The organism is Bacillus sp. MRMR6 (assembly GCF_001940785.1).
GTDB lineage: Bacteria > Bacillota > Bacilli > Bacillales > Cytobacillaceae > Neobacillus.
In genome coordinates this window covers 24,627-49,664 of the sequence record NZ_MSLS01000009.1, presented here as the reverse complement: position 1 = coordinate 49,664, position 25,038 = coordinate 24,627, and the positions used below count along the sequence as shown (strand labels likewise).

Genomic DNA, 25,038 nt, shown 5'->3' with positions numbered 1-25,038 from the left:
AAACGGTTGCAATCCTAATGTCTGTAATCATGCTTGTCTCTCTAGCACTTGCAGGTTGTTCATCGGGCGGGTCAGAAAAGTCCAGCGCAGATGGAAAAAAAGTAATTAAATTTATGCATTTATGGCCAGAGGGGAGCTCAAATGCTCAGTTCTCAATTGTAAAAGACATCATTGATGAGTATGAAAAAGAACATACCGATACAAAAATTGTAACAGAAATTCTAAACCCAGATCAGTACCGAGAAAAGCTGAAGGTTCTAGCTTCTTCTAATGAGCTGCCTGATATTGGGATGACTTGGTCTGATGGATTCATCAAGCCATATGTTGAAGGTGACATGTTAGCACCATTAGATGATGTAGTGGAAAACAATGCAGACCTTAAGGATGCTTTTATCCCTGGTGTAAAAGAATCTTATGCGGTGGATGGCAAAACATACGGTCTTCCATTAGAATTAAACATTTCTTACGTTTTCTACAATAAAGAAATTTTCAGCAAATATAACCTTGAAGTTCCAAAAACCTTCTCTGAGTATAAAAATGTGGTCAAAACGTTAGCTGATAATGGAGTAGTTCCTGCAACGGTTGGAGCGAAGGACGGTTGGCCGGCATCATTTTGGTTCATGTATCTTGCAGACCGGATTGGCGGATCTACGGTTCTAACAGATGTGATCAAAGGAGAGGCAAAGTTTGATGACCCCTCCATTGTGAAGGCGGCAGAAGAAGTACAAAACCTTGTTGATATGGGCGGATTTGTTAAGGGTGCAAGCGCACTGTCTAATGATGATGCGAAAGGTTATTTCATGAACGAACAAGCAGCGATGTTCTTAACAGCAACTTGGGAATTACCAAACTATACAACGAGCCCTGATGTGGAACAAGAATTTAAAGATAAGATCGGCTACTTTAAGTTCCCTACTTATGAAGGCGGTAAAGGTACAAGCATCAACAGTTATGTAGGCGGCCCTGGTGTTGGTCTATTCGTAGCTAAGGATTCTAAAGTTCAAGATGAAGCAAAGGATTTTGTTGGCTACCTAGTGAAAAGATGGGGAGAAAAGTCAGTTATTGATGCTGGTGTGATCCCTGCAACTAAGGTTGACACAGCTAGCTTAGATTTGGCTCCAATGTACATTGAAATCTTGAAGGATTTAGGTGAGGCATCAAACGTGACAACTTACTTTGATACTCAATCCAGCCCAGCTGTATCCGAATTACACCATGATTTAGTCACTGCTTTATTTGGCAAACAAGTGACACCGCAAGAATATGTAAAGCAGCATGTGGATGCGCTTGCGAAAGAAAAAAAGTAAACCGGCCTAAATGATTCTAGTGTAGAGGGCATACAGATTATGCCCTCTTCATTTTACCGTTTTTCACATAAGAAGGGAGTATTTCCATGAGAAGTGTAATGTCAAACAAGTGGGTCATCACCCTTTACGTACTTCCTGCGTTAATTCTTATTTTACTCTTAATTTATATCCCGATAGTCTTAACGGGTTATTATGGCTTGATGGAATGGAACGGCATCGGCAAGATGAAGTTTATCGGTCTAGCCAATTATATCGAGTTAGTCCAAGATCAAAAATTTTGGCAAAGCACCTGGCATTCAATCCTACTTGGACTGTTCTCTACAGCGAGCTTGTTTGGGTATTTACTATTATCGTTAATTTTGGCAAGTAAAATAAAAGGTGCCAATTTTTTAAGAAAAATCTATTTAATTCCGATGTTGTTATCATCTGTAGCGATTGGACAGCTTTGGGCGAAGATTTTTGACCCTACGAACGGCATGATTAATCGACTGTTAGTGTTATTAGGTTTTGAAAATCCACCGCTGTGGTTAGCGGATGCTGACATCGTCTTATTTGCTTTATTTATTCCCATCGTCTGGCAATATGCAGGTTTTTATATCATTATCTTCTATGCTGCTTTAAAAAATGTTCCAGAAGAACTGATCGAGGCTGCAAAGATCGATGGAGCTACGCCCATTCAAATTGCTCTTAAGATAAGGATTCCTCTCATTTCTGATGTGATAAAAGTAATGATTATTTTAGCCATTGTTGGGTCATTAAAATATTTTGATTTAATTTTTGTCTTAACTGGCGGTGGACCAAACGGTGCCAGTGAGGTTATGGCATCCTATATGTACAAGGAAGCCTTCAGTAAATATAACTTCGGTTACGGTAGTGCGATTGGTTTCGGTTTATTGATCATCTGTCTGGTTATGACTTGGTTGATTCAAAGATTACTTTCATCTAAAGAAGATGTTGAATATTAAGAAAGGGGAGTGAAATCGATGAGTAAGGCTGCGTTTGAAAAGCAAACAAATACGACCCTGTCCGCTCCTTATAAGACCAGTAAATCACTTGGCAATCGTTTTGGTTTCGGCATTCTTTACTTTGTCCTGGGAGTTATTGCGATTGTTCAGGTGTATCCGCTGGTTTGGTTATTCCTATTCTCCTTGAAAACGAATAAAGAGGTTTTCGGGATGTCCCCGTTCTCGTTTCCGCAAGATCCTCAATGGGGTAATTATGCTAAAGCTTGGACTGCCGGTCACATTGATGTTTACTTTTTTAATAGTGTATTGTATACAGTGGTATCTGTTGCCCTGACCGTGATCCTTGCCAGCTTTGTCACGTTTGCGATCACCAGAATGCATTGGAAACTTAGCGGGTTAGTTCTTGGATTGTTTATGGCTGGATATATGATCCCGCTTCATTCAACATTAATTCCATTATTCAACTTCTTCAAAACGGTTAATCTCATTGATAATCCGATATCGATTATCCTAGCGTATGTAGCATTCAATTTGCCGATTACCATCATGATACTCACCGGATTTTACAAAGCACTTCCGCGGGAGATTGAAGAAGCAGCGGTTATGGATGGCTGTTCCATCCATCGGATCTTCTTTCAAATTACACTTCCGATGACATTACCGGTTTTGTCGACAACAGTTATCATCAATATGATCTACAACTGGAACGAATTCGTGTTTGTAAACACCTTCCTAAGCTCAGACAAATGGAAAACCATCACCGTCGGCGTAAACAACTTCGTCGGACAATACCTAACCGACTGGGGTGCAATCGGAGCCACCCTCATGATCAGCATCATCCCAGTCCTCATCGCCTACTTCATCCTAAGCGACCGAATCGTCGAAGGCATCGCCGCTGGGTCAGTAAAAGGGTAGCATGGGGACGGTTCTACTGCTTCATTCCCTAGGTTCGGTGGGTTAGCATGGGGACGGTTCTACTGCTTCATTCTCTAGGTTCGGTGGTGACAACAACGGATGGTTGGTGTAGGTTCCGCCTAATTTTTTTCGAATGCTAAAGGCTGCTCTTTTAATAGAGTCAGCCTTTTTGTGTGCCTGTCACTCCCCGAGTTTTGTTGGAATATCAGGTTTAGGCTTGTCTTTTGGATGGGGTATCCCCAGTATGCTATACATTCAAAAAAACAGCTCCATAAACCTGGAGCTGTTTTTGCTAGATTCCTATTGTCCTTAATCGATAATAGCCCAAAATGCTGGCTTGGCATTGTATTCTGGATCAAACACAAATGGTGCATCTTTTCCAATCCCGTTATTGTATTGCTTGGCCCGGTCGTCTAACCAGGTATGGTTATCAGCAATGCCCCAGAAGGTTACGTTGCTAATTTTATCTCCCAGTTTTTCGTATAAATTGAATAAGGCATCATATTTAGCTGCTTGAGCTTGTAATCGATCAACTGGTATATCATCATACGTAGGGAAAGCAGGTCTTGGTGGCCAACCGTATAGGCTGACATCAAGCTCTGTAATTTGATTATCTAGTCCGAGGCCGGCAAACATGTTGATTGAATCTTCAGTATCTTTGAGAGAAGGCCAGCCAATTTGGATATGGGACTGATGTCCAACGCCATCTATTGGCACGCCTTGGTCTAACATTTCCTTTACTAGATTATATAGGTAAGTTCTTTTCGGAGTAACTTCTGTATTGTAATCATTAATATAAAGCTTCGCATCTTTTGCTGCATATCGTCTAGCAGTCTCAAAAGCCACCTTTATATACTCATCCCCAGTTATTTTGTACCAAGCGGATTCACGCAGACCTCTTTCATTCTGAGGTGAATCATCAATCACTTCATTGACAACATCCCAGGATTTTATATCATTTTTATATCGTTTTACAACTGTTTTAACATGGGTTTCTAAACGCTTTAATAGAAGTTTTTTATTTTTCTCTCGTTTTTTTCCATCTGTCTCATCAACCATTGGGTTGCCATCCGCATCTAGAAAGAACCAATCCGGTACCTGACTGTGCCAAATAAGGGTGTGGAAACGTATATCCAACCCATTTTCTTTCGCGAACTTAACAATTTTATCTGCCTCTTCGAAGTTAAATTTTCCTTCTTCTGGTTGAATCGTAATCGGCTTCATAACATTTTCAGCAACGATACTGCTATAATGACGTTTTAAAACTTTGACATCCATCCCTTCGAGTAATTGATTTGGCTCAACGGCGGCACCAATGGTAAAAGAATGTTTATATCTTTCAGCGATTGAGGGAACCGATAATGCACTAGTTGACTGTTCATTTGTTGTTTCAGCTGATGCCGTACTCATTCCAGCAGGTAATAATAAAGCTAAGGCTAATCCAGTAATGATGGGTTTGCGTAATACTTTTAGCATGTATTAATCTCCTTTTAAAAAGTTATTTGGGTTGGCATTCTAAAACTTTTAACATAAACCTCCTTCTATTTTTGGCCAAGGGATACGTAAGGGCTTTCACTCAGGTTTAACCTATGTAGTTGTAGTCCTGACCTATCTTTATTATACTTGTTGTAACTTAGTTTATCTATTGAATAAACTAAGTTTTTTCATAAAATTCAAAAAATGGTTAACTGGTAATGGTGAAAAAATACTAATTGTAGGGAGTGATTGTACTAGGGGAATGGTAGACAACTTTATCGCAAACGGTGCCTGTCACCGCCGGATTTAGATAGGGAAACGGGAAAAAAATGGACCCAGTTTGAGTCCATTTTGATATCGGTCTTTGTAGGTTTACAACTGCTTGCTGACACTATACCTCAGTACCGTTTTCATTTTTTCTGGAGTGGTTTTTCTTGGGTCAGATATGTAGATTTCCTTATGTCTTAAATCATTGCGCAGTAAACCTTTTTCGTTACAGTAGGTCTTCATCGTTTGGAACGTCTTTGGCTCGTCGTCATAGCTGCCGATATGCATGCATTGTACGCACAGACCTTCTATTGTTTCTTCAAACGATACTTCTTTTAAAAGCTTGCTAGAAGCCTTTTTCTCTAGTGCTAGCCTGGCCTGCTCCATAAGGTCTTGTGTGACAAAATCCGGTTGGCGGATCATGAGGGTGTAGACGAAATGATCTTTATCTAGATAAGCTAATTGTCTTCCTTCTTCATCCAAGTCCCATACACCTTCTAACGGAAAGACGGTGTACTCGAAGTATCCTTCTGGTGTGAAGCCTTTTTTCGGCATCATGCGGATCGCATAGGACAGCTTATATAAAGCCCCGACACGGTCAGTGAATGCCTCACTATTCGGATTTCCCGTACCTTTAATGGTGAAAAACTTCATAGCTGGTATCTCTACTAAAGTAGGAGAATTTTTTGGAAGATATAGTTCCTTATCTTGCTTGCGCCATTCATATTTCATTGGATAATACTCCTTTTTGAAGCAGAGGGACGGTTCTACTGCTTCCTTTTTAGTTTCGCAAAAACTCTCCCATTTTATCATCCAGGATTGCTGTGTCCCACGGGTGCCAGAAGTAGGTATGGCCATCGAACTGGATTCCCTGTTTATAGGCGATGGGTTCGTCAGTGTAAAAGACAGCTTCGTAATAAAGCGGATCGCCCTTTTCGGTGTTCGGCGAGAAGGTGGAGTTTTTCTTGCTGCTGCTTAATAGTTGAAGGAATTCTTGGATTTTTTCAGGTTCGGAAATGTCTTTAATTTGCTTCGTTCCTTCAGCAGTATAGAGCTGATAGATCTCGATACGCTGGACCTTTTCTTGAGGCATATCTTTAAAGTGCCACCTAAACTCTGTCACATCTCGTGAATAATAAACGTTATAGCCATTGATTTCGCCCGCGGACTTTACGGCGAGGAACCCAGGCTGCCCTTTAATTGTGAAAATTTCTGTTCCTTTCTCATGAAAGGCCGCATCTCCGTTTTTCACTTTATAATTTGGATTCGTCACATTATCGGCTACTCTAAATTTCACTTCGCCGAGTTTTTCACCAATAAACGTGTCTCTGGCAAGCACTCCAGAATAAACCCCATCGTACATGACACCTTCCCATTTAATAAAATCAACCCAATCGATCATAGCTTGTGGGCCAAGGGGAGCGTGCCGGCAACCTGCTAAAAAAAGAATGATGAAAACAAACACAGTCAGTTTCTTCATCTGATCACCTCTTGTAAAAATAGACGAATAGGGAGGGGATGAGGTTACAGGGACTTTTGGCGTAACAAAAAAGGAAGCAGGAGAACCGTCCCTCTGCTTGTCATGTCTTGATTACCCCGGTTCTCTATTAAATGATATAAATCTTCACAGGAGCTTAGAAGCTTCTGGTGAGAAGTTGAAAAAGATTCCGGAACCTCAGCTTGCTTCATATAGGTGATGAGCGTTTCAAGGTTGCTCATTGGGCCATTATGTAATTTATAAAACAGCACCATAATCCTTTTGATTAATCCATGGAATGACTCTCTCAATATCCATTAAGCCATATATGTTTGTGTTTTTTCGATGTAGACCAATGGGTCCGCTAACGAAACCTCAAGGCTAAATTCATCAAAATGTTGAACAAATTCAGTTTCAGCACCATTTCCAAAGCCTCTCCCATTGACGGAATTCATAACAAGAGATTCTTCATCTGCTTCTTTAAAAGCAATATAGCCAAAATAAAAAGTTCCTTCCGTGAAAATAGAGGAAAAGATCGATTGTTGACTAACGGAATTCTCCACCTTTTGAACGTGATTTATAACTGACAATCATTCCTTTGGCACTTTCTGTACACCGTACGATGATGAATATCTAGAAAAATATAAGCAGCATTATCAAGTGTTGAATCAGGCATTCGTGGAGTGGAAATGTGTAACACAATCATAGCATTGCTATTCAACTTAGGTGTTTAAAGGAAAAACATTCCGTGAGTATCGTCAGTTAGGGCATATTCCTGTTGCCATTTTTCTTGATGGGTCTTGGCATGGTCAGAGGGATTTTTCATTTTGAATGGGTGACAGGCACCACCCGGATTTTGTCGAAGGACGTTCACCCAATTTAACCTGACATTTTGAATTCCCTTTCTGGGTTGAATTGAGTACATATAGTGTAAGAAGGAATCCAAGGGGGAAGGACGATTGGGAACCTTACATGAAGGTGATGGACAGGAAAATAGGTTGAATAAAGGGCTGGAGCAGCGTGATCGAATCCTCCGCCAAGAAGGTTACACCTTTCCGGGTAAAACGTATACGGAGGTTGTACTGGAGCCCGCGTATAATGAGGCAAAAACGCAGTTGCTCAAGCCGATGATGATGATCAATAAAGCCCATCTAATTATGCTGACTGAACAAGGCTTGATGTCCGCTAAAGATGGAGAGATGCTCGGGAAGGCACTTCGAGAGTTAGATATGGAGGAGATCCGAAATTCACGTTACTCGGGGCAGGTAGAGGATTTATTCTTCCAGGTTGAAAGGGAACTGATTCAAGCAGCAGGCGATTGTGCTGGGAATTTGCATATTGGCCGAAGCCGGAATGATATGTGTATTACCATGTTTCGCTTGGCATTACGTGAAAAAGTACAGAAGACCTTAGGTTCGATGTTATTTTTAAAAGAGCAATTGCTGGAATTTTCCGGCAAGCATGCTGATACGCTCATGATTGGCTATACCCATACACAGCAGGCCCAGCCTACTACGTTGGGGCATTATATGCTGGCGGTTGTTGATTCGGTTAGCAGGGATGTTGAGCGGTTCCGACAAGCATACGAACAGTGTAATCATAGTCCGATGGGAGCCGCAGCCTTTACTACTTCAGGTTTCAAGCTGAATCGAAAGCGAATGGCTGAGCTGCTCAGCTTTGATGGTGTCGTGGAGAATTCCTATGATGCGATTGCGGGAGCGGATTATATTGCTGAGGTGATGACGACTGCGCAAATCACGGCAATCAGCCTCGGGAGGTTCGTTCAGGATTTGCTTTTATGGAGTATGCAGGAGTTTTCGTTGTTAAAGGTTGCAGATCCTTACGTCCAAATCAGCTCAATCATGCCACAAAAGCGCAATCCGGTTTCTCTTGAGCATATCCGGTCGTTACTATCCACTTGTGTCGGCAACACGCAGACGGTGCTAACAATGATTCACAACACACCCTTTGGTGATATTGTTGATACAGAGGATGATATGCAGCCTTATGCTTGGAGAAGTTTAGACTTGCTGGATCAGTTGTGCAGGCTTTTAGGTTGTGTCATCGGGACGGCGGAAGTGAATAAAAAGGTGTTACGCGAGCGGGCGGAGGCTAGTTTTGCGACGATCACAGAGTTGGCTGATACGCTGGTTAGGACGGATGTGCCTTCGTTTCGCAAGGCACATGAAATTACAAGTTTAGTGGTAAGTGAGGCATTAGCACTGGGTATGGGTGCACAAGAAATCACACTGAACCTAGTCAACAAAGCGGCTGAAAAGGTCATTGGGAGGTCATTAAAGCTTGACGAAGAGGGATTGCGGCAATCACTTGATCCTAATCATTTTGTAAGGGTTCGGTCGCTGCCGGGTGGACCTAATATAGATGAGGTACGAAGGATGATAACAGAACGGCTGGAGCGGCATACGGGCCATCAGGGTTGGCTGAAGTTGATAACCGAAAAAACGGAAAATGCTTATCGTCAGTTGGACTCGATTTTAGCGGATTGATAAATAGGTTTGGAAAGTCGTCTCAGATGATGTCGAGGCGATTTTTTAATACGACAAATATTTTACTTTATTACCCGGGAAAAGCGTTCATTTACGGCATTTTGAAAACTTTTAATCAAACGATTGATTAGTTTAAATCTTGGCTGTAATTGTATATGGTTAGTTTTTATAGGGATAATGGATCGTTTTTTGAAAGATAACAGGTTGTTATTCGACAAAAAATATAGTGCAAAATGGCAAAAACTCTTTTTATACCAAGGTACTTCCCAAATCTAATCAAACGTTCGATTATCAACATAGAGACTAATTAAACGTTTGATTAGATTCCGGTCTACCCCTGTTATGACGGGGTTTGTTGATTTTTTGAGACAAGAAGTTTGTCGAAAGTGGAAACGCCCCATGTAAGAAGGCTCTATGTATTAAAGCATATACTGGTAAAAAAGGAGAGTGGTCATGATGGAGTTTAAGTTAAAGGAAGCAATTGAAATTCTTGAACGTACGCCACAATCATTGGAGTATTTCTTAGCTGGGTTGTCGGCTGGCTGGCTGCAATGTAATGAAGGGGAAGGGACCTGGAATGCTACTGATGTAATCGAGCATTTAATTGAGGGGGAGAAAACCAATTGGATTCCAAGGCTACAGTTTATCCTTAAAGAAGGTGAGAGCAAAACGTTTCCGCCGTTTGACCGTTTTTCTCACTTAAATGAGAGCAAGGAGCGAGGGATAGAACAAAAGCTGCTCGAATTCAAGACGGTTAGAAGGCAAAATGTATGGAAGCTCAAGGAGTTAATCTCACAGGATGAAATGCTTGAACTAACAGGGATACACCCTGCATTTGGGTCGGTGAAGGTAAGCGAATTGATTACAACTTGGGCGGTTCATGATTTAACACATATTGCGCAAATTGTACGGGTGATGGCGGAGAGATATCGGGCGGATGTTGGGCCTTGGAAGGAGTATTTAGGAATATTGAAAAAATAAGCTCCCTATGGGTCTTTATAAAAATTGATCCGACATAGGGTATAATAAAAAGGTTGAATATGTTCGATTAAGGATGAGAAGAGTTTGATGAATAAGGAAAAACCTTATATTTACACATATGCCTACCCAGAGGAAGAACGACCATTGTGTGCGTTAGAAATGCGCTCTCTATTTGGACAAGATACCGCCGGAACTACTTTGGAAACCACGGTGAAAATTGACCCGAGCCGAAGTCCTTTTATAAAAGAAAGAATATCACTTATGTATGAAGGTGAAAGTCTCGAGGAGCTTTTGGTAAAAGTAGAACAGTTACGGATGTCCGCAGAAACATCTTTTAAAGTAGTGTATGTGAAAAACGGAGACGTATCCGAGGATGTGGGCTTCAAAGATCGGCGTGAAATCGAGCGAAAAGTCGGGCTAAGGATTGAGGGGAAAGCAGATTTACATCACCCAGACCGACTGTTTGCTGTCATGAAGGTGAAGGGAAGATGGATATTTGGCGAGTATGTGAAAGCTGAGTCGGTATGGTATTTGCATCAAAAGAAGCCGAATGATTACTCGACTGCACTCAGCACCAGGATGGCAAGGGCGGTTGTGAATATTGCCATTCCGAATCCTAATGGAGTAAAAGCCATCGACCCGTGCTGCGGAATTGGAACGGTGCTTATTGAGGCACTGTCAATGGGGATTGATATTGTCGGTAGTGACCGCAACGGTCTGATTTTATCCGGTACAAGGGAAAATGTAGCACATTTTGGGCTTAGTTGCGATGTGAAGCGAGCCGATATTAGAGATGTTACTGATAAATATGATGTCGCGATCATTGACCTGCCTTATAATTTGTGTTCGGTGATTACACCAGACGAACAACTAGAAATTCTTCAAAGTGCACATAGATTTACGGCGAAAAAGGTAGTTGTCGTTACCGTCGAACCGGTCGATGAAATTTTAGCGAAAGCAGGCTTTAACGTTATCGATCGGGCTCTCGTCAAAAAAGGGACATTCACACGAGAAGTGATTGTTTCGGTGCCAGTTTAGGGCTGCCCTTTACTCCCCGAGGGTTGTCGTCCAAGATTTTAGACCTGCCTAAGGTGGTGCACAGTTGATAGACATGAAACTTTTTCTATTTGCTAAACGTATCGTAATAGAGCGTAAAAAATGACATTACTTGTAGGTGAAGGTATAGATGGAAAAACGGGAAGAGTTATTACAGGAGTTAGCGAAGATTGAGGAGTGGGAAAAGGACCAGAGCAATTTGTGGTTTTGGGAACGGCTGGGACGTCTGCCCTTTAAGCTTTTAGATAAAATCACTCCTAAATTCATACATAATAAAGTGGGATCCTTACTCGAGGAAATTGGCGCCTATCTCCAAAATGGCGGGCAATATTTGATCAATGAAAAAGGTATGTTTGAGATGATAGAGAAAGAGGTTCAAAAGCCGGTCCAGGGGATTTCGGATATTAGTGAGATTCCCCTCGAGACGATGCACAAACTAACTCTAGAAATTACTGAAAAGCGAAAGAAATTAGCCACTGTTCAGGGGGCCAGTACAGGGATCGGCGGAATCTTTACACTCGCCGTTGATATTCCGGCTATATTGGCGATTTCTTTGAAAACACTACAAGAAATTGCCATGATCCATGGATATGATCCAAAAGAAAAAAGCGAGCGCGTTTTTATTATTAAGTGTCTCCAGTTTTCCTCTGCTGATATTGTAGGAAAACGTGCGATTCTGAACGAGCTTTCAGCGTACTATCAAGAGGAAGGAAATAAGTCGGATGAAATGATGTCACAGCTTCAGGGGTGGAGAGAGGTCGTCTACACCTATCGAGATCAATTTGGCTGGAAGAAATTATTCCAAATGGTTCCGATTGCGGGAATGATTTTTGGTGCATTTACGAACAGGTCGATGATTTCCGACCTCTCTGAAGCAGGCATGATGCTGTACCGGAAAAGAAAAGTGATGGAAAGGCTGATGGAAAGGCATCCTTCTAAGTTTGTCGAATAAAAAGAAGCAGTGAGAACCGTCCCCCTGCTTCAGGATGAGCACCCGCCACCACAGCTGGAGCAGCTTGATCCGCTGTCGCTGCCACTGCCATGATCTTCATGCCCGCCGTGATTTGAGTCATGTGAGTGTGAGGCATGACCGCAGAAAACGGCGGTGGAGCAGCCGCTTGTGTATTTTGAGGCATTTGCCATGGCATAAACCTTCGCATGCGTCCAATAATCATCAAAATGATAATAAGAGAAAAACACCATCATAAGGGACAATTGCCGCATTTCTCCAAAGGTTTGCTGCTTTGGAAAGGTTCCTTTTTTATTCTCTGGGTGAATGAGGTCCACTTCCGCCAATTGTTTCTTCATTTGAATAACCAAATATTCAACAGTCGCTTCATTTTCTTTTGTTACCTTAAAATATTTATTCATCAGCCATTCGCTAGACTGCTCTTTAAATTCTTTTAAAATGCGGTTGCTGATTGGGTGTTTGAAAAAATCTCCCCATGTTTTCCAACTTAATTCCGTAATGGAAAACAGCTGAGAAAAGACCCAGTCAAAAAAGGCACGTTCCTGCGGCTCTGGCTTTAAAGTCGTATTCGGTGTATGGTGCAGCATGCTCCCTAAAAATTGTTCAGAAAAGGTCTGGTACTTTTGGGTGAAAAGGATCATCTGGTGCCAAATTTCATCCACCTCTTCACTGAACATCGGTGCTTTTCTTAATAAACTGGTTAATAAGAAATAACGCTTCAATTCAAACCAACACCATTCAAATTCATCTTCTGTCTTTTTCGGGTTTTCTTTTAGATAGCGCTTTTTCACCTGCTGGATGAACCCAGGATCTAAGGCTGTCTCCAACTGGTTTAGCAAGCCTTCCATTGGTACCTGCTCAAGGATCCCCAAGCACTCAGGAATATTCTCACTCACTAATCGTGGCCGCTTCTTTTTCACTAGGTATAAAACCCCGGCTGCGCCTCCTCCTAACAAAGCCCCGGCTGTTAAAATTCCAACTATCATGGGCCTGTCACCCCTCTCGTAGTTTGTCATATCGGAGGCAGTTAGAACCGTCCCCTGTTTTTATTATAAATTTATGAGTTGCCTGCTAAGATATGTATACTTACATGGTGACAGGCACGTCTAGAGGTTCGTCGAAAAGGAAGCAGTAGAACCGTCCCTGTGCATCACCCGTGCATCATTCAGAGTTCAATGTGACAACGATGATTTCTGGGCGGTTGAGGATTCTGAGGGGGATGATGCTGTTTCCGAGTCCTCGGTTTACGATCATGGTGGTTCTATCGTGGGTGTATTTTCCGGCTGTGTAGTCTGGGAATAGGCCTTGGTTGGGTGCGATTAATCCTCCAATGAAGGGCAGTCTGACTTGTCCGCCATGAGCATGGCCCGAGAAAACTAGATCGATTTTAGATTGGCTGTAAAGTGAGAACAGTTCAGGTCGATGAGCCAATAGGACTGTGAAACTATCACTCTCTGTAACGCTGGCGAGCGAATGTTTAAGTGCCTCCTCTGCCAGACTTCTTTCCCCATATGACTCGGTTGCCTTTGCCGGGTCGTCGATTCCGACCAATTGAATTTTGCTTCCATCATGAGTGATTTCCTCGGCTGTGTTTCTCATTACCTTGACTCCGATATCGGTTAATTTACCCTCCAAAGACTCGAATTTGCCAGACCACCATTCATGGTTGCCCGTTACGTAATAAACGGGAGCGATCTGGACCAATTCCTCCATTAACACTAGACTAGCATCCTCATCATATTTCTTTGAATCTACCAAATCCCCTGTAAAAACAATCATATTCGGTTTTAATTGACTTACCTTCTGCACTAAATACCGTTGATTCTTTCCGAAGCTTTTGCTGTGCAAATCTGATAGCTGCACAATTTTATAACCTTCAAAACCTTCCGGAATCTTTTCCGAATGTATTGGAAGGTCAGTAGTTACCAGAGCATTGTTTTGAAAAAATAAGAAAAATACAGTTGCTGTGAGTATTGCAAATATAATAATGAGTTTTTTTCTCAAATTCTTCCACCTCACAATGATTTTATCATAGATTCGGTGGAAGGCCTTTTTTATGGGATTTAATTTCTAAATCTGTCCGCCAGAAATGAAAACCGCTTACTGAAAGAAATCTTTGCGATGGAAAATGAGAGAGGGAAATTTCCATAAGATAGGATTATAAAAATATGTACACTAGCAAGGAGAAAACCAACTTAAAACATTTAAGTTGGTTTTCTAGTTCTGCTGAAAACCAGGAGGATAGTAATACGGTGGAACCTTCAGCCATCCTCGTTTACGCATTAGTGTTTTCAAGGTGGCTCCAAATACAGCCCATTCTAAAAAGAATTCAATCCATAAAATCCCAACTTCATTTCGAATGGCATCTGATTGGCCTTTGGCACATGTTTGTGAACAGATTACCAATTTAAATGCTATACCATTTGTAATTTCTTCATCCGTTAATTTAACTCCTAATGGAACTCCATTTGGGTCTGAATTTGGTTTTGATGATGTGACGTCGGGTAAAGGAATCCCTTCCTGTTTCAAAAATGTACTTAACCTTTTTACCTGTGATTCACAAATTTTTACTATATCGTTAAGCATTTCTATGACTTCATCGTCCGTAGTAGTGTTTAATCCGATTTCCTCATAACGAATAAACTCCTCTACCAAAGTCAAATATTTCCAACAATCTCCAGCTTCAATCACATGCAAGGGAGATTTAGGTTCATTTGTCGTATCGAATGATATTTTTAATGTGTTAAATATGGCTTCAAATGGATTTGGCAAATTTGTTCCCTCCTTATTGTTTATGGTTTCCAATTAATAAGAATAAATGTAAAAAAATGTCTAATAGAAAACCAGGCTATTTGTGTTGCTCAACAAGTTAAAAAGCCACCATGATGGGGTGGCTATCGTCTAATTCAGTTTGCGAAACGTATTAAAGGCAAATTGAATACTTTGTCTTACATAGGCATTATTATTAAAATTGCCAATCATATAAACGTCCAGCTCAGGGTTATACAGCATAAAGGATCCGATCGAGCCGAGATGACCCCATGCATTATATTTTTTAGTAAGCGGAAGCATTCGGACTCTCATTAATCCTAATCCTAAATCAATCCCAATTAACCTCTTGCTCCACTGCTGCAATAGTTCAAGGGTTTCCTTCTTGATCAATCTTTCCTCATATAATGCTCGCATAAATTTTAGCAAATCTTCAGAGGTGCTCACGGTCTGTCCTCCGGCATAGATGCTTTTAAAACTTCTAAATTGATCAAACTGCACTTCACGACCTGCCAGGACAATCGTTGCTTCTGGATGACTGCTTTTAGCCAACGGAGCTGAGTACTGGGATAAATAGCTGTTTTTCATTTCTAAAGGTTCAAAGATAAATTGATGAAGTGCTTCGTGATAGTCCATCAAGGTGACTTTTTCAATGATTAATCCTAAAAGGTTGTAGCCCAAGTTGGTGTAATGGCAACCCTTTCCTGGGTAAAAACGGGGACGTAAGAATTTCTTCGAATAGTCAATCGTATCTTGAACTGTCCATTCTCTAGCTGGCTCGTCTAATAACATTTGCAAAAAGGCTTTTCCTTGCTTTGGTTTATCTTCATAAAAATCCGGTAACCCAGAGCGATGAGCTAACAAATGCTCAATTAGAATGTCATTCGAAGAGTCTTTTCCTTTAAAAATATGCAGACCGTCCATTACTTCATTAGGTAAATAAAGAGAAATCGAATCTTCCAAGCGGAGCAAACCCTTTTCCATTAAGATCGCCATTAAGATTGCAGTAAAGGATTTGCCAATACTTGCGGTATGGAAGGGCTGATCGGGAATTGCGGGTGTATCGCCTGTTTTCCCGTAAGCCATATTCCAGTGAATATTTTTTCGATCAGAGTGAACTAAAAGGTATACATTTTTCAAGTTTGCTTTCGATTGGATCATCTTTTGTAAACTATTTTCAATTGATTTCTTTGTTTCCTCAACCTTCATTTATAAGCAGCTCCTTTATTTACTAGCTAATAAGGAGAAGAACTCAACATGATTTTTAATCTTCTCCATGACCTCATCTGTACTTCTTCCTTCATTTAGAAGCATGTTATATTCCAAAATCAGCGAAATAGAAGCATGTTGATATTCAGTAGCCATTGTTCTCGGATTGATTGCTGCCATTTTTCCTTGTAGAATCATCTTTTCAAATACTAGCTCTAAACAATCGATGGTCCGCTTCATAATTCCATTGTGATAAATATTCTGTGCTTTAGAATTCCTAAATAGTTCGATATACATAATCCGCCAAATCTGTTGAACGGTTTGATCATTGATGTGCGTTAGAAAATTTTCAATTCCTCTTTCTAAAAACTGCTTTAAACTCAGAGTTTTGGCAATTTGATCGAGCATTTCCATTGGCGGAAGCAGCTGATCTGTCTGTAGTTGAAAATTGCTAAAGATCGTATCAAGGATTTCCTCTTTATTTTTAAAATGCTTGTAAAGAGAGCTTTCTTTAATCCCGACATTCTTTGTTATGTCCCTGATGGAAGATCCGCTGTAACCATTCTTTGAGAACAATTCAATGGCGACTACAAGTATCTTCAACTTTGTATTGCTCGTTATTGGGCATAAATTCAAGTCATAATAAGTTTTTTCAATTGATTGGTTCATCGTACCCACCTTTTAAGCTAACAATTGTTATCTAATTTAAACATTAAGCTAACGATCGTTATCCGTCAAGTGGAATTTTCCATTTAAAACCAAAATCTTTCCGTAAAAGTTTTCGAGTTTCCCCTCTACAGCATCAAAAACCTTGTCGATATATAAAGATAGAGAGGGAAAATATTCCTCAACAATAGGAGGGTACATAAAAATGAGAATTAACCACAATATTGCCGCTTTAAACACTTTTCGACAGTTAAATTCTGCGGCAAGAGGATCTGCAACATCAATGGAAAGATTATCCTCAGGTAAACGGATTAATAATGCTTCAGACGATGCAGCTGGTCTAGCCATCTCTGAAAAAATGCGAGGACAAATCCGAGGATTAGAAATGGCACAGAAAAACTCACAAGATGGCGTTTCTTTACTTCAAACAGCTGAGGGAGCTCTTAACGAAACACACTCTATTTTACAACGTATGCGTGAATTTACCGTTCAGGCTGCCAACGATACAAACACAGCTAGTGACCGTGAAAAGCTACAAGGGGAAGTAAACGCACTTGCTAAGGAAGTATCACGAATCGGTTCAACAACCGAATTTAACGGTAAGAGAATTCTAGATGGTTCCTTTGATGGTTCATTCCACATTGGTGCGAACCAAAACCTTAGCGTTTCAGTAGGTGAGGCTCGTTCATTTAACCTGGGGATTACAAGTGATATCGGTGTAGCTGTTGAAGGAGAATACACAGCAAATGGTACAACTGCCGATGCACTAGAAGCTGGTTCATACAGCGTTGTCAAAAATGATGCAGGAACGTTTGATATTAAAGATCAGTCTGGAAAGGATTAGCAACTGGTGATGGTGACCTGGTGTAGAATTCAGGGAGTGGAATACACCGCAGGGGAAGTGAAAGTCACATTAAGCGGGCACAGCGTCGTGATTACCGGCTATGACCAACATTACATCTATGTAAACGACCCGTACGGGTATAAAAATAGAAAAATAGAGAAACAAACCTTCATAGATGCGTGGAAAGAGATGGGGAGACAGGCGATTTCGATAGGGCTATCCGATAGTATTATGTCCTATCCGATAGTATCTCTCGCTATCCGATAGTATTTCGCGCTATCCGATAGTATTTCGCGCTATCCGATAGTATTTCTTGCCATCCGATAGTATTTCGCGCCATCCGATAGTATTTCGCCCCATCCGATAGTATTTATCGATTACATTGCACCGCACAGATTTCGTCGAATTTTGTATATTCAAGCACTTCATTTTTGGTATAATCTTACTGAGAGAAACTACTAACATTGAGGTTGTAAGGAGAGTGTCATTTGGAAAGCTTTGGTCTGATTTTAAATGTAATTTTAACGATTTATTTAGTAATTGATTCACGCAAGTATGGTAAGAGCCCGGTTCTTTGGGGTATTTTGGGCTTTGTGTTTGGTCTGATTGCTTTAGGGATTTACTTTATTAAGACCGACCGCAAGGTGATTGGCTGGATTCTTACAATTCTTAGTATTATTGGCTATTTATCTCTAATCGTACTATTTGTTTTGGCGGTTTTCTTTTTAGGCTCATTTGGTCCCTGACACCAGTGGTTTATTGGACAGCTGAAGGCATATTGTCTTCAGCTGTTTTTTTTATAGCGCAAGAACCTCCATATTCTAGGTTTGCTATTTCCGAGATATACTAATAGAAATGGAAAAACAACGGAGGGGTGTCTACATGAAACAGATAGCTGTGTTTTGTGGTTCGAGTTTAGGTGCTTCAGACGAGTATAAATCAGGGGCTATTCAGTTAGGAAAAGAATTAGCGAGGAGAAAAATCACGCTTATCTATGGCGGTTCGAGTATCGGATTGATGGGGGCAGTTGCTGATACCGTACTTAGTGAAGGAGGGCGGGCCATCGGAGTCATCCCGCGTTTGTTGGAAGAACGTGAAATCTCGCATAAAGGCTTAACGGAGTTACACTCAGTTGAAACGATGCATGAGCGAAAGGCGAAAATGATGGAACTTGCGGATGGATTTATTGTTCTGCCTGGTGGAACTGGCACGCTTGAAGAGTTTTTCGAAGTGTTTACTTGGGGTCAGATTGGCCTGCATCAAAAGCCGTGCGGACTCTTGAACATCCATCACTATTACGACCCATTGATCAGCTTGTTTGACCATATGATCGAGCAGAAATTCTTGCAGGGAAAATTCCGCTCAATGCTGATTGCAGAAGCGGAACCGTCTGTCTTACTCGAGCAATTTTCTAACTATGCCCCCCCGACCATTAAAGCGTTTACGGAATAAAAAACTGATGGTGTACGGAACCATCAGTTTTTTTCTTTTACTCCTAATTGGTTTTTCATTTCATCCTGAATCCGTTGCTGCTCTGCTTGGGTAACGAGTCCGTAATAAATTTTATCAATGATTTTTCCTTCAGAGTGTAAAACAAGTTGTTCGATATTTTTCCCCGTATGTTTGTAGTTCTTTTGTAAGGCTACCATTTGGTCCAAGGTTAAGTTTGTTTTTACATTGCTGCCAAGCGCAGAAAGAATATCTGTTAAGTTCACGAGACTTGATAGACTTGCACCCTCTTTTATGACAGCCTGCACCATTTGACGCTGTCGTGCTTGACGGCCGAAGTCGCCGTTTGGATCGTCGTACCTCATTCTCGAGAAGCTTAATGCTTGTTCTCCGTCTAAACGAAGTTCCCCGGTTGGAAACTCAACATCACCAACAGTAAATGCCAACGTGTTATTGACCGTGATACCGCCAACAGTATCGACAATCTCCTTAAACCCTTCCATATTGACTTGTACATAATAATCGATTGGGATATCAAGAAATGCCTCAACCGTGTCCATTGCCATCTGAACTCCGCCGAAAGCATAGGCATGGTTCATTTTATCCTCTTTCCCCAAACCGATAATTTCCGTCCGCGTATCACGTGGGATGCTCAGCATTTTAATCGACTCATTGTCCGGATTAACCGTCAGCATAATCATCGAGTCAGAACGACCTTTGTCCCCGTCGCGTTCATCTATACCGAGCATGAGAACAGAAAAAGGTTCCTTTTCTGTTAAAACAGCCTGGGAATTCGTATTTTCAAGTGGCTGGTACATGGTCTTCAGTGCGTGATTAAAAGATTTATAGACAGTTACTCCATATATTCCGGCAGCAACGATGAATTACAAGCTATCATAACAAAGAATTATGTCAGATGAATGACAGAAAGATGTCGATTCATCGTTTTATCTCTAAAATATATGAAACTAATACATTTCTCACCAAATAAATCCATGGAGGATTATTTAACATTGAATAAAATGAATTCTATGAAAAATATGTAGAATTCAGTCTAATTAAAAGATAAACTAGAAATAGTATTATATACCTAATGGAAAGTGAGGGAAGAGTTGGCAGTTGTTTGATTCTTCATTCTTTGTGATTTGATACGTCACAGTTTCAGGTATTAATAGTTTAAATTAGGGGGGAAACGATCTGTGTATAAGATTTTAACCAAATCTAAGAAGTGGATTAGCATGGTTTTGACGGCAATGTTGTTATTGTCCATGATACCGTTAAATGCTAATGCTGAGACAGAGCCAGTAACATTGGCGAAGTGGGATTTTAGTAACACTGCTAATAAACTAGTAACAACTTCAGGTATATCAACCAATCTGGATAAAACATTATCCGTACATGGCGGACCAACAATTTCGACAACATATGTAGCAGGACCTACTACAGGAATCACGGTTCCTAATGCAAGTCCCTGGACAGCTACTTCTCCGTATTGGAAGGTTTCATTATCCACAAAAGGCTTTAAAGATATTACACTCTCTTCAAAACAATACGGTTCTGGTACAGGACCGAAAGATTTCAAGGTTCAATACAGTTTAAATGATACTTCTTGGGTTGATGTTTCAGGTGCTGCAATTGCAGTAGGAACAAATTGGACAAGTGGAGTATTAGTTGATGTTGCTTTACCTAGTGAGGCAAATGATCAAGATGTAGTTTATGTAAGATGGATAAAAAGCTCTGAAGCATCTATTGGCGGTAATCCAATCGGTTCTGGTGGAACAAACCGCATGGGTGAAATAGAATTCAAAGGTGAATTAGCTGCTTCTGAACCACAGCCAGATCCAAATGCAGTACCAGGTCAAGGTACAGTGAAAATGGGCGAAGAGCCGCTAGCTAACCTTACATTTAGCGTTAAAAATACTGCTACCAGTCAATGGTATGATTTCACATCTGATGCTTATGGTGTGTTCACTCATAATCTAGCAGATGGCACTTATAAAATTGAAGGGCTTTGGATTGAACCAACTTGGTATCCATTAGGCCTGACTTTTACGATTAAAAATGGTTTAGTAGATGGTTTACATGAATTAGCCTTTGATGCTCTTAAACCAGCTGAAGGTTTTTGGAATGTAACTGGATCGGTTAAAAATGGAACAAAAGCATTCTCTCATCTGACATTCAGCGTACATAGTACAGATGGAGTTTGGTATGATGCGACAACAGATGCAAATGGTAACTTTAAGTTCAACCTAGCAGATGGTAGCTACCAAGTTGATGGAATTTGGGACGCGGCAGCTTGGAAATGGTTTGAACTGAATCAAGTCTTCACTGTTAAAGACGGAAAGCTTGAAGGCGCAGCTGAACTGCAGCTTAATGTCGATGCAGCCGTTAATAAAGATAATGTGACAGGAACACTGAAAAAAGGTACAGAAGTACTTGTTAATACTGTTTTCAGTCTACGTTCAGCAACTGGCGAGCTAAAATGGTATGACGCAACAACAAATACAAATGGAAACTTCGGATTCTTCCTTCCTAATGGTACCTACACAATCGAAGGTATTTGGAATAGTGCAGAAGGAAGATGGTATGAGCTTAATAAAGAATTCACTGTAAACGGTTCTTTAGTACTTAACATTGATGTTCTGACAGATGGAACAGGCGTTATTACGAATAACCTAACAGGTGTTTTAAAGAAGGGCAGCGAGGTATTATCGAATATTGTCTTCAGTATCCGTACTACTTCAGAAAGTCCAGCATGGTACAACCTAGTTTCTGATGAAAATGGTAAATTCAGCACAACCGTTCCGAACGGCAGCTATGTTTTAGAAGGAATCTGGCTTGGTTCAGAAAATCACTGGTACGAGTTAAACAAAGAATTCACCGTGAATGGAACGTTTGATTTAGCGATTGACGTTTTAGCTGGTGAACCTGTAGAAAACTACACATTGAACATCATGCACACCAATGATTCACACGCAAACCTTGATAATGTGGCAAGAAAAGCAACGGCAATTAAGTCAGTCCGTGCCCAAAAGCCAAATGCATTATTACTAGATGCTGGTGATGTATTAACAGGTACATTGTATTTCAATGAGTATCAAGGTTTAGCAGATTTAGAGTTTATGAATCTTGCAGGCTATGATGCGATGACATTTGGTAACCATGAATTTGATATGGGAACAGGGGTATTAGCTAACTTTGTTAAAGATGCATCTTTCCCTTTCTTAAGTGCAAACGTAAATTTTTCAAACGATGCTAACTTACAATCTCGTTATAATGACTCTATTACAGACAATGCGGTAGGCGGTCAAATTTATAACGGTATGATCAAAGTGGTAGATGGTGAGAAAATCGGTATCTTTGGATTAACAACAGCTGAAACTCCAACGATCTCAAGTCCTGGAGCAGGTGTAGTATTTGAAGATTATATCGCAGAAGCACAAAAATCTGTTGATGCCTTTAAAGCACAAGGCGTAAACAAAATTATTGCTCTTACTCACCTTGGTTTAGATGATTCCCTTGCTTGGGATAATGACTTAGCATTAGCAGAAGCTGTAGATGGTATCGACGTAATCGTTGGCGGTCATACACATGTGAAGTTAGATGCTCCAGTCATTGTAACAGCTGGTGAAGAGCCAACAGTTATCGTTCAAGCAAACGAATACAACAAGTTCTTAGGAACTTTAGATGTAACGTTTGATGCAGCAGGTAAGGTTGTTCTAGAAGAAACAAAGGGTAAGCTTCTTGATATAACTACATTTGCAGAGGATGCAGCTGCAAAGCAAATCCTTGATACAAAATACAAGCCAGCAGTGGATGTAAAGAAAGCTATGGTTGTGGGTACAGCAGCAGTTCCATTAGTAGGTGGAAACCCAGCAGCTCGTACAGGTGAAACAAACCTTGGTAACTTCATTACTGACGGTATGCTTGCAAAAGCAAAAACAATCAATCCTAACACGGTAATTGCCTTACAAAATGGCGGCGGAATTCGTGTAAGTCTGCCTGCAGGTAATATTACTTTAGCTAACGTTTTAACTGTACTTCCTTTCGGAAACACATTAGCGATTATGGATCTAAAAGGTTCAGAAATTAAGGCTGCTCTTGAACACAGTGTATCTGTAGCTCCTGCAACGGCTAATGGTGCGTTCCTACAGGTTGCTGGAATGAAGTTTACGTATGACAGCAAGAAACCAGTGGGTGGGAAGGTTCATACGATCCTTGTAAAAGGTCAAGATGGAACTTTCACGAAACTAGACCCTGCTAAAAATTACAATGTTGCAACAAATATCTTTACCGCGAAAGGTGGAGACGGCTACTCAGTGTTTGCGAAGGCATACGCAGAAGGCCGCGTTAGTGAGCCAGGATTCGTCGATTGGGAAATGTTCAATGACTTTATTGCGGCTCAGCCTAACAAAACAGTTAATCCACAAGTAGAAGGACGTATTACAGAAGGCGAAGCAACATATGCTCTAAGCTTAATGCATACAAATGATACACACGCAAACCTTGATCAAGTTGCTAGAAAAATGACAGCAATCAAATCAGTGCGTGCACAAAAGCCAGATGCATTATTACTAGATGCTGGTGACGTATTAACGGGTACATTGTATTTCAATGAGTACCAAGGTTTAGCAGATTTAGAGTTTATGAATCTTGCAGGCTATGATGCCATGACTTTCGGTAACCATGAATTTGATATGGGAACTGGTGTATTAGCGAATTTTGTGAAAGATGCAAAATTCCCATTCCTAAGTGCGAATGTAAACTTTGCAAATGATGCAAATTTACAATCTCGTTATAATGATTCAATTTCAGCTAACGCTGAAGATGGCCAAATTTACAACGGTATGATTAAAGTTGTAAATGGCGAGAAAATCGGTATCTTCGGATTAACAACAGCTGAAACTCCAACTATTTCTAGCCCTGGAGCAGGTGTAGTATTCGAAGATTATATTGCAGAAGCTCAAAAAGCGGTTGATGCCTTAGAAGCACAAGGCGTTAACAAAATCGTTGCTTTAACACATCTCGGTTTAGATGATTCAATTGCATGGGATAATGATTTAGCCCTAGCGGAAGCAGTAGATGGCATCGACGTAATCGTTGGTGGTCATACACATGTGAAGCTTGATGCCCCAGTAATTGTAACAGCTGGCGAAGAGCCAACTGTGATCGTTCAAGCAAATGAATACAACAAGTTCCTTGGAACTTTAGATGTTACATTTGACGCATCAGGTAAAGTCCTAGTTGAGAAGACAATTGGAAAGCTTCTTGATATTGCTACTTTCGCAGAAGATGCAGAAGCAAAGCAAATTCTTGATACAAAATATAAGCCAGCAGTCGATGAAAAGAAAGCAATGGTTGTTGGTACTGCAGCGGTTCCATTAGTAGGTGGAAATCCAGCAGCACGTACAGGTGAAACCAACCTTGGTAACTTCATTACTGACGGCATGCTTGCAAAAGCAAAAACAATTAATCCTGACACCGTGATTGCCCTACAAAACGGCGGCGGAATTCGTGTAACTCTTCCTTCTGGGAATATTACATTAGCGAATGTCTTAACTGTGTTGCCTTTTGGAAACACTCTAGCAATCATGAACTTAAAGGGGTCTGAAATCAAAGCAGCTCTTGAGCACAGTGTTTCAGTAGCTCCTGCTACAGCAAACGGTGCGTTCCTGCAGGTTGCTGGTATGAAGTTTACCTATGACAGCACAAAGCCAGCGGGACAAAAAGTTCAAACGATGCTAGTAAAAGGTCAAGATGGAAATTACACAGAACTAGATTTAACTAAAAACTATTCTGTGGCAACTAACATCTTTACTGCTAAAGGTGGAGATGGATACACAGTGTTCGCAAAAGCTTACGCTGAAGGCCGTGTAAGTGAGCCAGGATTCGTTGATTGGGAAATGTTCAATGACTATATTGCAGCACAGCCTAACAAAACCGTTAATCCTAGCGTTGAAGGACGTATTGTAAACGTAGCTCCACAAACCGTTTCAGCTGAAGCTTTCAGCGGAACAGTTGACAGCCCTAAAGTATATTCAGGAAGCGTTATTGTAGATGTAACGGGTGCTACTAAGTTAGAACACGCAATTGTAAAAGGTGACCTTATTTTAAAAGGTTATAACGGAGTAGAGCTTAACAACGTAACCGTTGAAGGCGAAACAATCTTTGAATAATTAA

The 25,038-nt window shown here is 40.8% G+C and carries 22 protein-coding genes; 12 read left to right on the top strand and 10 right to left on the bottom strand.

All coding sequences use genetic code 11. From position 1 onward, the window contains the following. Positions 1-17 precede the first annotated feature (17 nt). The 3 genes from BTR25_RS11100 to BTR25_RS11090 all read left to right on the top strand — a co-directional run bounded on the left by BTR25_RS11100 (position 18) and on the right by BTR25_RS11090 (position 3,187). Positions 18-1,307 (top strand): extracellular solute-binding protein, encoded by a 1,290-nt coding sequence (locus tag BTR25_RS11100; protein ID WP_075688224.1) that lies wholly within the window; start codon positions 18-20, stop codon positions 1,305-1,307. Between the two features lie 86 nt (positions 1,308-1,393). Beyond that, a complete protein-coding gene (locus tag BTR25_RS11095; RefSeq protein WP_075688136.1) occupies positions 1,394-2,272 on the top strand; it encodes a carbohydrate ABC transporter permease in 879 nt (292 codons plus the stop codon). Between the two features lie 18 nt (positions 2,273-2,290). Continuing rightward, positions 2,291-3,187: a carbohydrate ABC transporter permease gene (locus tag BTR25_RS11090; protein WP_083652333.1), complete on the top strand. Its 897-nt coding sequence runs from the start codon at positions 2,291-2,293 to the stop codon at positions 3,185-3,187. Positions 3,188-3,496: 309 nt separating this feature from the next. Here BTR25_RS11090 and BTR25_RS11085 read toward each other — a convergent pair whose 3' ends face one another. The 4 genes from BTR25_RS11085 to BTR25_RS11070 all read right to left on the bottom strand — a co-directional run bounded on the left by BTR25_RS11085 (position 3,497) and on the right by BTR25_RS11070 (position 6,997). Beyond that, on the bottom strand, positions 3,497-4,663 hold the full coding sequence (locus BTR25_RS11085; protein ID WP_075688135.1) for an endo-1,4-beta-xylanase: 1,167 nt from the start codon (positions 4,661-4,663) through the stop codon (positions 3,497-3,499). 372 nt (positions 4,664-5,035) lie between these two features. Next, complete coding sequence (locus BTR25_RS11080) at positions 5,036-5,662, bottom strand: GyrI-like domain-containing protein (protein WP_075688134.1); 627 nt, start codon at positions 5,660-5,662, stop codon at positions 5,036-5,038. Positions 5,663-5,711: 49 nt separating this feature from the next. Then, a complete protein-coding gene (locus BTR25_RS11075) occupies positions 5,712-6,410 on the bottom strand; it encodes a hypothetical protein (RefSeq protein ID WP_075688133.1) in 699 nt (232 codons plus the stop codon). 314 nt (positions 6,411-6,724) lie between these two features. Then, positions 6,725-6,997, bottom strand: coding sequence for a hypothetical protein (locus BTR25_RS11070; RefSeq protein WP_075688132.1), 273 nt, complete (start codon positions 6,995-6,997; stop codon positions 6,725-6,727). Between the two features lie 420 nt (positions 6,998-7,417). On the opposite strand from BTR25_RS11070, the gene argH reads away from it, so the two are divergent. The 4 genes from argH (at position 7,418) to BTR25_RS11050 (ending at position 11,903) form a co-directional block, all read left to right on the top strand. After that, positions 7,418-8,914 carry an argininosuccinate lyase gene (gene argH, locus BTR25_RS11065; protein WP_075688222.1) on the top strand — a complete coding sequence of 499 codons (1,497 nt, stop codon included), beginning with the start codon at positions 7,418-7,420 and terminating at the stop codon, positions 8,912-8,914. Between the two features lie 456 nt (positions 8,915-9,370). Next, the gene (locus BTR25_RS11060) at positions 9,371-9,895 is read left to right on the top strand and encodes a DinB family protein (protein ID WP_075688221.1); all 525 of its coding nucleotides are present in this window, start codon (positions 9,371-9,373) and stop codon (positions 9,893-9,895) included. Positions 9,896-9,982: 87 nt separating this feature from the next. Beyond that, entirely contained in the window at positions 9,983-10,933 is a 951-nt protein-coding gene (locus BTR25_RS11055; protein ID WP_075688220.1) for a TRM11 family SAM-dependent methyltransferase, read from the top strand. Between the two features lie 148 nt (positions 10,934-11,081). After that, positions 11,082-11,903, top strand: a complete 822-nt coding sequence (locus BTR25_RS11050) for an EcsC family protein (protein WP_075688131.1) — start codon at positions 11,082-11,084, stop codon at positions 11,901-11,903. Positions 11,904-11,932: 29 nt separating this feature from the next. Here BTR25_RS11050 and BTR25_RS11045 read toward each other — a convergent pair whose 3' ends face one another. The 5 genes from BTR25_RS11045 to BTR25_RS11025 all read right to left on the bottom strand — a co-directional run bounded on the left by BTR25_RS11045 (position 11,933) and on the right by BTR25_RS11025 (position 16,568). After that, on the bottom strand, positions 11,933-12,907 hold the full coding sequence (locus tag BTR25_RS11045; RefSeq protein WP_075688130.1) for a glycine-rich domain-containing protein: 975 nt from the start codon (positions 12,905-12,907) through the stop codon (positions 11,933-11,935). 175 nt (positions 12,908-13,082) lie between these two features. Next, the gene (locus BTR25_RS11040) at positions 13,083-13,925 is read right to left on the bottom strand and encodes a metallophosphoesterase (RefSeq protein WP_075688129.1); all 843 of its coding nucleotides are present in this window, start codon (positions 13,923-13,925) and stop codon (positions 13,083-13,085) included. A gap of 213 nt (positions 13,926-14,138) precedes the next feature. Next, positions 14,139-14,693: a DUF3231 family protein gene (locus BTR25_RS11035; protein ID WP_075688128.1), complete on the bottom strand. Its 555-nt coding sequence runs from the start codon at positions 14,691-14,693 to the stop codon at positions 14,139-14,141. A gap of 129 nt (positions 14,694-14,822) precedes the next feature. Further along, positions 14,823-15,899, bottom strand: a complete 1,077-nt coding sequence (locus tag BTR25_RS11030; protein ID WP_075688127.1) for a serine hydrolase domain-containing protein — start codon at positions 15,897-15,899, stop codon at positions 14,823-14,825. A gap of 15 nt (positions 15,900-15,914) precedes the next feature. Continuing rightward, positions 15,915-16,568 (bottom strand): TetR/AcrR family transcriptional regulator, encoded by a 654-nt coding sequence (locus BTR25_RS11025; protein ID WP_075688126.1) that lies wholly within the window; start codon positions 16,566-16,568, stop codon positions 15,915-15,917. A 202-nt stretch (positions 16,569-16,770) separates the two neighbouring features. Between BTR25_RS11025 and BTR25_RS11020 the strand changes: the two genes are divergently transcribed. From BTR25_RS11020 to BTR25_RS11005, 4 genes are all read left to right on the top strand, one after another. Next, positions 16,771-17,409 carry a flagellin N-terminal helical domain-containing protein gene (locus tag BTR25_RS11020; RefSeq protein WP_075688125.1) on the top strand — a complete coding sequence of 213 codons (639 nt, stop codon included), beginning with the start codon at positions 16,771-16,773 and terminating at the stop codon, positions 17,407-17,409. 9 nt (positions 17,410-17,418) lie between these two features. Beyond that, entirely contained in the window at positions 17,419-17,676 is a 258-nt protein-coding gene (locus BTR25_RS11015) for a C39 family peptidase (RefSeq protein ID WP_083652338.1), read from the top strand. 221 nt (positions 17,677-17,897) lie between these two features. Further along, entirely contained in the window at positions 17,898-18,155 is a 258-nt protein-coding gene (locus tag BTR25_RS11010) for a hypothetical protein (protein WP_075688123.1), read from the top strand. 136 nt (positions 18,156-18,291) lie between these two features. Then, positions 18,292-18,861: an LOG family protein gene (locus tag BTR25_RS11005; RefSeq protein ID WP_075688122.1), complete on the top strand. Its 570-nt coding sequence runs from the start codon at positions 18,292-18,294 to the stop codon at positions 18,859-18,861. 23 nt (positions 18,862-18,884) lie between these two features. Here the strand turns inward: BTR25_RS11005 and BTR25_RS11000 are convergent, their stop codons facing one another. After that, a complete protein-coding gene (locus tag BTR25_RS11000; protein WP_083652332.1) occupies positions 18,885-19,676 on the bottom strand; it encodes an LCP family glycopolymer transferase in 792 nt (263 codons plus the stop codon). A 381-nt stretch (positions 19,677-20,057) separates the two neighbouring features. Between BTR25_RS11000 and BTR25_RS28115 the strand changes: the two genes are divergently transcribed. Further along, complete coding sequence (locus tag BTR25_RS28115) at positions 20,058-25,034, top strand: 5'-nucleotidase C-terminal domain-containing protein (protein ID WP_254842678.1); 4,977 nt, start codon at positions 20,058-20,060, stop codon at positions 25,032-25,034. Positions 25,035-25,038: the final 4 nt, after the last annotated feature.